Source organism: Dyella sp., from assembly GCF_035685885.1.
Classification (GTDB): domain Bacteria; phylum Pseudomonadota; class Gammaproteobacteria; order Xanthomonadales; family Rhodanobacteraceae; genus Dyella.
Genome location: NZ_DASRZX010000083.1, coordinates 23,403 through 31,367 on the forward strand (window position 1 = coordinate 23,403; position 7,965 = coordinate 31,367).

At 65.7% G+C, this 7,965-nt stretch carries 7 protein-coding genes; 2 read left to right on the forward strand and 5 right to left on the reverse strand.

Annotated features, from left to right (window positions below):
- Window positions 1-50: 50 nt before the first annotated feature.
- The 5 genes from ung to VFG49_RS10225 all read right to left on the reverse strand — a co-directional run bounded on the left by ung (window position 51) and on the right by VFG49_RS10225 (window position 5,433).
- Window positions 51-752, reverse strand: a complete 702-nt coding sequence (gene ung, locus VFG49_RS10205) for a uracil-DNA glycosylase (RefSeq protein WP_324860085.1) — start codon at window positions 750-752, stop codon at window positions 51-53.
- Complete coding sequence (locus VFG49_RS10210) at window positions 749-1,591, reverse strand: response regulator (RefSeq protein ID WP_324860087.1); 843 nt, start codon at window positions 1,589-1,591, stop codon at window positions 749-751. The genes ung and VFG49_RS10210 overlap by 4 nt, the downstream gene beginning before the upstream one ends.
- Window positions 1,592-1,733: 142 nt before the next feature.
- Window positions 1,734-2,720, reverse strand: coding sequence for a permease-like cell division protein FtsX (gene ftsX / locus VFG49_RS10215; protein WP_324860089.1), 987 nt, complete (start codon window positions 2,718-2,720; stop codon window positions 1,734-1,736).
- On the reverse strand, window positions 2,717-3,394 hold the full coding sequence (ftsE, locus tag VFG49_RS10220; RefSeq protein ID WP_324860091.1) for a cell division ATP-binding protein FtsE: 678 nt from the start codon (window positions 3,392-3,394) through the stop codon (window positions 2,717-2,719). The genes ftsX and ftsE overlap by 4 nt, the downstream gene beginning before the upstream one ends.
- A 329-nt stretch (window positions 3,395-3,723) precedes the next feature.
- The gene (locus tag VFG49_RS10225) at window positions 3,724-5,433 is read right to left on the reverse strand and encodes a DEAD/DEAH box helicase (RefSeq protein WP_324860093.1); all 1,710 of its coding nucleotides are present in this window, start codon (window positions 5,431-5,433) and stop codon (window positions 3,724-3,726) included.
- Between the two features lie 453 nt (window positions 5,434-5,886).
- Here VFG49_RS10225 and trxA point away from each other — a divergent pair, with 453 nt between their 5' ends.
- Both trxA and rho read left to right on the forward strand, forming a co-directional pair.
- Window positions 5,887-6,213 carry a thioredoxin TrxA gene (gene trxA / locus VFG49_RS10230; RefSeq protein WP_324860095.1) on the forward strand — a complete coding sequence of 109 codons (327 nt, stop codon included), beginning with the start codon at window positions 5,887-5,889 and terminating at the stop codon, window positions 6,211-6,213.
- 153 nt (window positions 6,214-6,366) lie between these two features.
- Window positions 6,367-7,965, forward strand: a 1,599-nt coding sequence (gene rho, locus VFG49_RS10235) for a transcription termination factor Rho (protein WP_324860097.1), incomplete at its 3' end; no start/stop codon positions are given.

The following is a 7,965-nucleotide window of genomic DNA, read 5'->3' on the forward strand; positions in this document are numbered from 1 at the left end:
GGAGCAGCCACTATGCGGGCTGAGCGGTTCAGGAGGGGTGAAAGGCCCGTTCAGCCAAGCGCAGCGCGGGGTGGCAGGGACCAGTCGATGGGGGCCACGCCTCGGCTTTCCAGATAATGGTTGCCCGCCGAGAAGTGCCCACACCCGATGAAACCCCGGTGCGCTGACAAGGGAGATGGGTGCACGGACCGCAAAACGCAATGGCGCCGGCTGTCTATCAGCTGGCCCTTCTTCTGGGCGTAGGAGCCCCACAGCATGAAGACCAGGCCCTCCCTTTCAAGATTGAGGGCGTCGATGGCAGCATCAGTGAAGCCCTCCCAGCCCTTGCCCTGATGCGAGGCCGCCTGTGCCTGTTCCACGGTCAGCACCGCGTTGAGCAACAGCACGCCCCGGTCGGCCCAGGGCGTGAGGCAGCCATGGTCCGGCGCGGCGATACCGAGGTCGCGCCGGATCTCCTTGAAGATGTTCTGCAGCGACGGCGGCGATGGCACGCCTGGTCGCACCGAGAAACACAGGCCATGCGCCTGTCCCGGCCCGTGGTACGGGTCCTGGCCCAGGATTACCACGCGCACCGCGTCGAACGGCGTGTGGTCGAACGCGGCGAAGATGTCCGGGCCCGGCGGGTAGATCACCTTGCCCGCCTGCTTCTCTGCGCGCAGGAACGCCGACAGCGCCTGCATGTCCGGCCGACCCAAGTAATCCCCGATCCGAGCCTTCCAGGAAGGCTCGAGCTTCACGCGGTCATCGGTCATGCCGCCACGTCGTGTTCGCGCAGGTGCTGCGAAACGCGCAGCTGGAACAGCAGCTTGGTCATCAGCAGCTTTTCCTCGATCGGTTTTTCGACCAGGTCATTGGCGCCCGTGCGCAGCAATGCTGCCTGGTTGACCGGGTTTTCGTCGCCCGTCATCACCAGCACGGGCAGGCGGCCCTTGCCGTAGCCGTAGTCGCGACGGATGCGCTCGAGCAGATCGCCGCCAGTGAGTTCGCCTTTGAGGCTGACGTCGGTGAGCACGATGTCGGCGCCCACCTTGCCCTGCTCGCGGGCTGCTTCCAGCAGGGCCAGCGCGTCTTCGGCGCTGATCACGTGGTGCACGGTCAGACCGTGCTTTTCGAGGATGCGACGGGTCGCCAGCGCGACCACGCGACTATCCTCCACGTACAGCACGTCGCCCTGGGCCGACTCCGCCGGGCGCACATAGCCACGGATGAATTCCGCCAGCGCCTGGAAACCGAGCGACTTGTCGAAATAGTCGGTGACGTGCTCACCCAGCGTGCGCTTATGCAGGCGGTCGTCGACATCGCCGGATACCACCACGATGGGCACGTAGGCCTGCGCTGCGGATTCGCGCACGTGGCGCGCCAGTTCCAACCCGTCCATATCGGGCAGGCGCAAGGCAATCGTGATGAAGTCGAATGCGCCGCCTTCCAGCAGCTCCTGCGCCTCTGCGCCCGAACCGGCGCCGACCACTTCCACGTCGGCCAATTCGGCCTTCAGGACGCGGGCAATCAGCTGGCGCACCACCTTGGAGCCGTCGACCACCAGCACCCTTGGCGCCGTTCCCACCACTCGACTGCTGAAACTTCCACTCATCCCCTGTCACCCACCTTTTGGCCGGGGCTGCTTACCGGCATGTTCCGGCGCAATCTCCCCGCACCGCTCCCCTCCTGCATCATGCACTGGCTGGCTGACCCTTGCATTACCACCTCACCGCGGCCGTGAGCCCGCGCACGCTTCAGGCGGCCTTGCGCAGCTGCCATGCACTGACCAGGCGGGCACCCAGCCAGCCCAACAGGGCGGCCGCGACCGGCACGGCGGCCAGCAGCCACAACGGCAGCACGTCGACCTGCAATTTGCCGGCATAGACCTGGCCCAGGCGCGCGACCGGTTCGGCCAGCGCCAGCTCGACCAGCACCGCGAAGCCCGCCGCCAGCACGCCGGCGAACAAGCCGTACCAGATGCCGGCATAGAGATAAGGCCGCCGCACAAACGCGCGGCTTGCGCCGACCAGCATCAGCACGCCGATCTCCTCGCTACGGCTGGCGATATCCACGCGGACGGTGTTGCCCACCACCAACAGCACGGCCACCGCAAGCAGTGCCGCAAGAATGATCACCGCACGCTGCCCCACGCCGAGCAGGGCCTCCAGGCGCTGGCGCCAGGTACCGCCGTCCTGAACCTGGTCCACGCCCTGCAGGCCACGCATGTCGGCCACGAGCTTGTCGACGCTGTCGGCGCTGGCGCCAGCCGCCGGCTGCACCTCCAGCACGTAGGGCAGCGGATTGGCATCGAGCGTGTGCAGTGCGCCGGAGAAGCCTTGCATCTTGGCCAACTCGTCCATGCCCTGCTGTGGCGTCTTGATGGTCACCGCGGCCACGTCGGCATGGTCGCGCAACTTCTTCGCCATCAGGTCGGCCGAGGCGACGCTCTGCCCCGGCTGCAGGAACAGGCTGATGGTCTGATTCTGGCCGAGCGCATCGCCCATCTTCTGCAGGTTGCCCAGCAGCAGGTAGAAGGCAAGCGGCAGCGCGAGCGCAATGGCCATCACCGCGACAGTGAGCAAGGTGCCCACCGGGCGCGACATCAGGCGGCGCAGGCTGGCTGCGGCGCTCCAACCGTGATGCTCGCGCCAGCTGGCGACCGGACGCGGCTTGGTGCGCACGCCCCGGCTCTGGTCGGAAAGCAACGGGCTCTCCATCGGGAATTCCGGCTGCGTGCTCATAGCACCTCCTGGGCCGCTACGTCGGCGACGAGGCGCCCGTGATCCAGCACGACCACGCGCTTCTTCATCTTCTTGATCAACGGCAGGTCATGGCTGGCGATCAGCACCGTCGTACCCACCTGCTGGAACTCGGCGAACAGCCCCATGATTTCGACGGCGAGTGTGGGATCGAGGTTGCCCGTCGGCTCGTCGGCGATCAGCAGCATCGGCTTGGCCACGATGGCGCGGGCGATACCCACGCGTTGCTGCTCGCCGGCAGAAAGCGTGGCCGGAAGCTGCCGCTCGTAGGCCAACAGGCCGACCTTCTCCAGCGCGGCGCGCACGCGCTTGCTGCGCTCGCTCGGCGCCATGCCGCCGATCATCAGCGGCAGCTCGACGTTGGCGAAGACGGTACGGTCCATCAGCAGGCGATGATCCTGGAACACCATGCCCAGCCGTCGGCGCAACTTGGGAATGCCGGTGCGCGCGACCTTGGACAGGTTTTGTCCGTCCAGCGTGATGACACCGTGCGACGGACGCTCGATCAGCCCCAGCAGCTTGAGCAGCGTGCTTTTGCCGGCACCGGAATGGCCGGTGACAAAGGCCATCTCGCCTGCCGCCACCTCAAAGGAAAGCTGCGACAAGGCCTCGTGGCCACCCTCATAGCGCTTGCTGACTTGGTCAAAGCGGATCACCGCGTGTCCCCGATCCTGAGAGTCTGCCCAGGCTTTGTCGCAAGGATAAGGGAAGCACGCCAGAAGGTCAGGCGCTTTATGTGTTGCCGGCTGCCGCGGATTCAGGACGCGACAGCAAGCTCTCGCCTGTAAAGCTCGTCATTCCTGCGAGGCGCTTTTCAACAGCTGACGACGGGGCGAGCCGGACAAGCACCTGGCACGCAAGACGCCCCCGGAGGGGCGAGCGCAGGCGAGTCATCCAGTGACATTGTCCGAAGCGCCTGAGAGGCGCTGGATCCCGGCCGTTGCCCCTTTGGGGTACGCCGGGATGACTGGCAAAGAAGAAACGCTCAGTGACCCGTGAAGAACCGGCTCAACCTGCGGAAGAAACCGGTCTTCTTGGGCGCGCTTTCAGCCTGCACGCCAGCCGTGATCGCCACGTGGCGCGACGGACGTGCATGACCGACATCACCACCGCTGCGTTCGCGCGAGGGACGTCGTTCGCCACGCGGCGCACGACCGTCGGCCGGTGGTGCCGCCGGCGATGCTTCCGTCGTGACCACCTCGCCCTCGCGACGGCGATTGCGACCGCCACGACGACGACGACGCTTGCGGGCCGCGCCATCACCCGCCGCGTCTTCGGCCGGATTGGCCTCCGGCGCCACGGGCTTCTCGGGCTTCGCTTCGGCCGGAGCTTCCACGCGCGGCTTGCGCGGTTCGCGCGGCTTATCGCTGCGCGGGCGATCGCCATCGCGACCACCACGACTGCGTTCACGCGGCTTGCGCGGAACGCCGTCCTTTTCGCGCTGCTCGACCTTGTCGCCGAAGGCCGCGCTGTCGGCAGCCGAATCGGCCACGAACTGCGCATCCTGCTCGTGCGCCTTCGGCATCACCAGCATGTCCGGCTCGATGGTGGCCACCGGGATGCGCTGGCCGATGTAGGTCTCGATGTCCGGCAGGCTCATCGCGTAGAGATCGCAGGCGAAGCTGATCGCATCACCCTCGGCGCCCAGGCGCGCGGTACGGCCGATGCGGTGCACGTAATCTTCGGCGTCCTGCGGCAGGTCGTAGTTGAATACGTGGCTGACCGCCGGGATGTGCAGGCCGCGAGCGGCCACGTCGGTGCACACCAGGATGTCGAGCTGGCCTTCCTGGAAGCGCTGCAGCAGTTTCTGGCGCTTGAGCTGAGGCACGTCACCGGACAATGCGCCCACGCGATAACCCTGGCGCTTGAGACGGTCGGTGATGCGTTCGGCAGCAGCCTTGGTATTGACGAAGATGATGCTGCGCTCGGCCTTGGTGCGGTCGAGCAGGTTGAGCAGCAGCGGCATCTTCTCTTCCTTGGCGGGGAAGTAGACGATCTGGCGCACGCGGTCGGCGGTGACGTTTTCCGTCTCCACCTCGAGCTTCTCGGCGTTGTGCATGTGCTCGTAGGCCAGCTCCAGCACGCGATGGCTCAGCGTGGCGGAGAACAGCAGCACCTGGCGCTGCTCACGCGCCGGCAGACGGCGGAAGATGAAGCGCACGTCCTTGATGAAGCCGAGGTCGAACATGCGGTCCGCCTCGTCGATCACCATCACCTCGACGCCGTCGAAGCCGAACACGTGCTGCTTGTAGTAGTCGAGCAGGCGACCCGGCGTGGCGATGATGATGTCGCAGCCGTCCTTGAGCTGCTGGCGCTGCTTGTCGTAGTCGACGCCGCCGTAGATCAGCGCGGTGCGCAGGCCGGTGTAGCGGCCTATCGCCTTGGCGTCCTTTTCGATCTGGATGGCCAGCTCGCGGGTCGGCGCGATCACCAGGGCGCGCGGGTCGCTGTCCTTGCGCTCGGCCACGGCAGGCGTGGTGAGCAGGCGATTCATCATCGCCACCAGGAAGGCGCAGGTCTTGCCGGTGCCGGTCTGCGCCTGGCCCGCGACGTCACGACCGGTGAGCGCGACCGGAAGGGTCAGCGCCTGGATCGGCGTGCAACGCGTGAAGCCGGCCTCGTCGAGGCCCTGCTGCAGCAGCGGATGAAGATCGAAATTGGTGAAAAAAGTATCGGTGAGTACGGTTTGAGACATTGCGTATGGGTGACTTTAGGTGCGGGCAGCGCCAGCGGCGGCCGCCCGGCTCCTTGGCGATGAGACGCTGCAAGGAACGGGTGGATGATCGGCGCAGCCAGAGGGCACGGCGGCAGGCCCAATCGTCAGATTGCGCGTGCCGGCGACACTTGCCTTGGCAGGCGCCGGAGGGAGCGGCGGCATCCGGCAGCTCCGCTGGCATAGGTCAAAGGACTGCGCCCACGTAAGGGCTTGTCCAACAAGGAAAACCCTTTCACCTATGTCAACGGAGCCGTCCGTGGCCGCCCTTGAATCGCTTGAATCGCGCCCCGACTTCGGATGGAATGGAGGCCTGCCGCAATGGCACCAGACTTCCTTTTTCGGCACGACCCCGCGCTTCATGGGCAGCCCAGTGTAGCCGATGCTGGGCGCGCGGTCGTGAAACCCTTTTACCGCCTACCTTCGGAGACCACGGTGAGCGACCTGATTACCCATGTAAGCGATGACGCCTTCGAGCAGGAAGTGCTCAATTCCGATACCCCGGTGTTGCTCGACTTCTGGGCGGAATGGTGCGGTCCGTGCAAGGCCATCGCCCCGATCCTGGACGAACTGGCGCAGCAGTACGACGGCAAATTGCGCATCGCCAAGATCAACATCGACCACAATCCGAAGACGCCCCGCAACTATGGCGTACGCGGCATCCCAACCCTGATGGTGTTCAAGAACGGCAAGGTCGAAGCGACCCAGATCGGCGCCGTAAGCAAGGGTCAGCTGTCCCAGTTGATCGACAAGACCCTCTAAGTTTTCTGAACTTTCCGGATCGCGGCGCTTTACGCCGCCGCGATCCGAGTGCTAGATTCCAAGCGTCCGTCGGGACTGTCCTGTCCCCCGCGCCGTCCGCGCAACGCAACCCATCCCTCCTGTTCATCAACGGCGCCCCGCAGAGGTTTGCCCGTGTCTGATATCGAAAGCAAAGAAACCAACGACGCCAAGAGCGCCGACGCCAAGCCTGTGGCCGAGCCCCGTACACGCGCACCACGCAAGTCCGCTTCCGCTGGTGCCAAGGCCGAAAAGCAGGCCCAGCTGGATATGCCGCCGCTGCCTCCGGTGGAGCGCGTCGAGCGTTCCGCACCGCCCGCCGAAGCTCCTGCTCAGGCACCCGCTCCAGCATCCGCCGCTGATTCCGCTCCGCAGGCAGAAGGTGGCCAGCGCGGGCAGTCGCAGGAAGCACGCGAAGGCGGCCAGTCGCAGGGCGGCAATGGCCAGCAATACAACAACCGCAACGACCGCGATGGCCGCGGTCGTCGCCGACGCCATGAACGCAATCAGCAGCGTGGCCAGGGCGGCGGTGGCGGCAATCCACAACAGCAGCGCAGCAGCAACGGCCTGCCGGTGGACGATGATTACGCCGACGCCGGCAGCAACGACCGCCTGATCAACCTCACCGAACTCAAGCGCAAGAACGCGATCCAGCTGCTGGAATTCGCCGAATCGCTGGGCGTGCAGGAAGGCGTGGCCCGTGCCCGCAAGCAGGACGTGGTGTTCAACATCCTCAAGGCGCATGCCCGCTCCGGCGGTGGCATCTGGGCCGAGGGCGTGCTGGAAATCCTGCAGGACGGCTTCGGCTTCCTGCGTTCGGCCGACGAGTCCTACCTGGCCGGCCCGGACGACATCTACGTGTCGCCCAGCCAGATCCGCCGCTTCAACCTGCGCACCGGCGACTACATCACCGGTCGCGTGCGTCATCCGAAGGAAGGCGAGCGTTACTTCGCGATGCTCAAGGTCGACGACATCAACGGCGATCCGCCGGAAGCGTCGAAGAACAAGATGCTGTTCGAGAACCTCACCCCACTGTTCCCGCGCAAGGCATTCAAGCTAGAGCGCGGCAACGGTTCCAGTGAGGACATCACCGGCCGCATCCTGGACCTGGTGGCACCGATCGGTCGCGGCCAGCGTGGCCTGATCGTCTCCCAGCCGAAGTCCGGCAAGACGATGATGCTGCAGAACATCGCGCAGGCCATCACGTACAACCACCCCGACGCACACCTGATCATGCTGTTGATCGATGAGCGCCCGGAAGAAGTGACGGAAATTGCCCGCACCGTGCGTGCGGAAGTGATCTCCTCGACCTTCGACGAGCCGGCCGTGCGCCACGTGCAGGTCGCCGAGATGGTGATCGAGCGGGCCAAGCGCCTGGTCGAGCACAAGAAGGACGTGGTGATCCTGCTCGACTCCATCACCCGCCTCGCCCGTGCCTACAACACCGTGGTGCCCAGCTCCGGCAAGGTGCTCACCGGTGGTGTCGACGCCAACGCGCTGCAGCGCCCGAAGCGCTTCTTCGGCGCCGCGCGCAACGTCGAGGAAGGCGGCAGTCTGACCATCATCGCCACCGCGCTGACCGATACCGGCAGCAAGATGGACGAGGTGATCTACGAAGAGTTCAAGGGCACAGGCAACATGGAAGTGCACCTGAGCCGCCGCATCTCCGAGAAGCGCGTCTACCCGGCCATCGACATCAACCGCTCCGGTACCCGCCGCGAAGACCTGCTGATC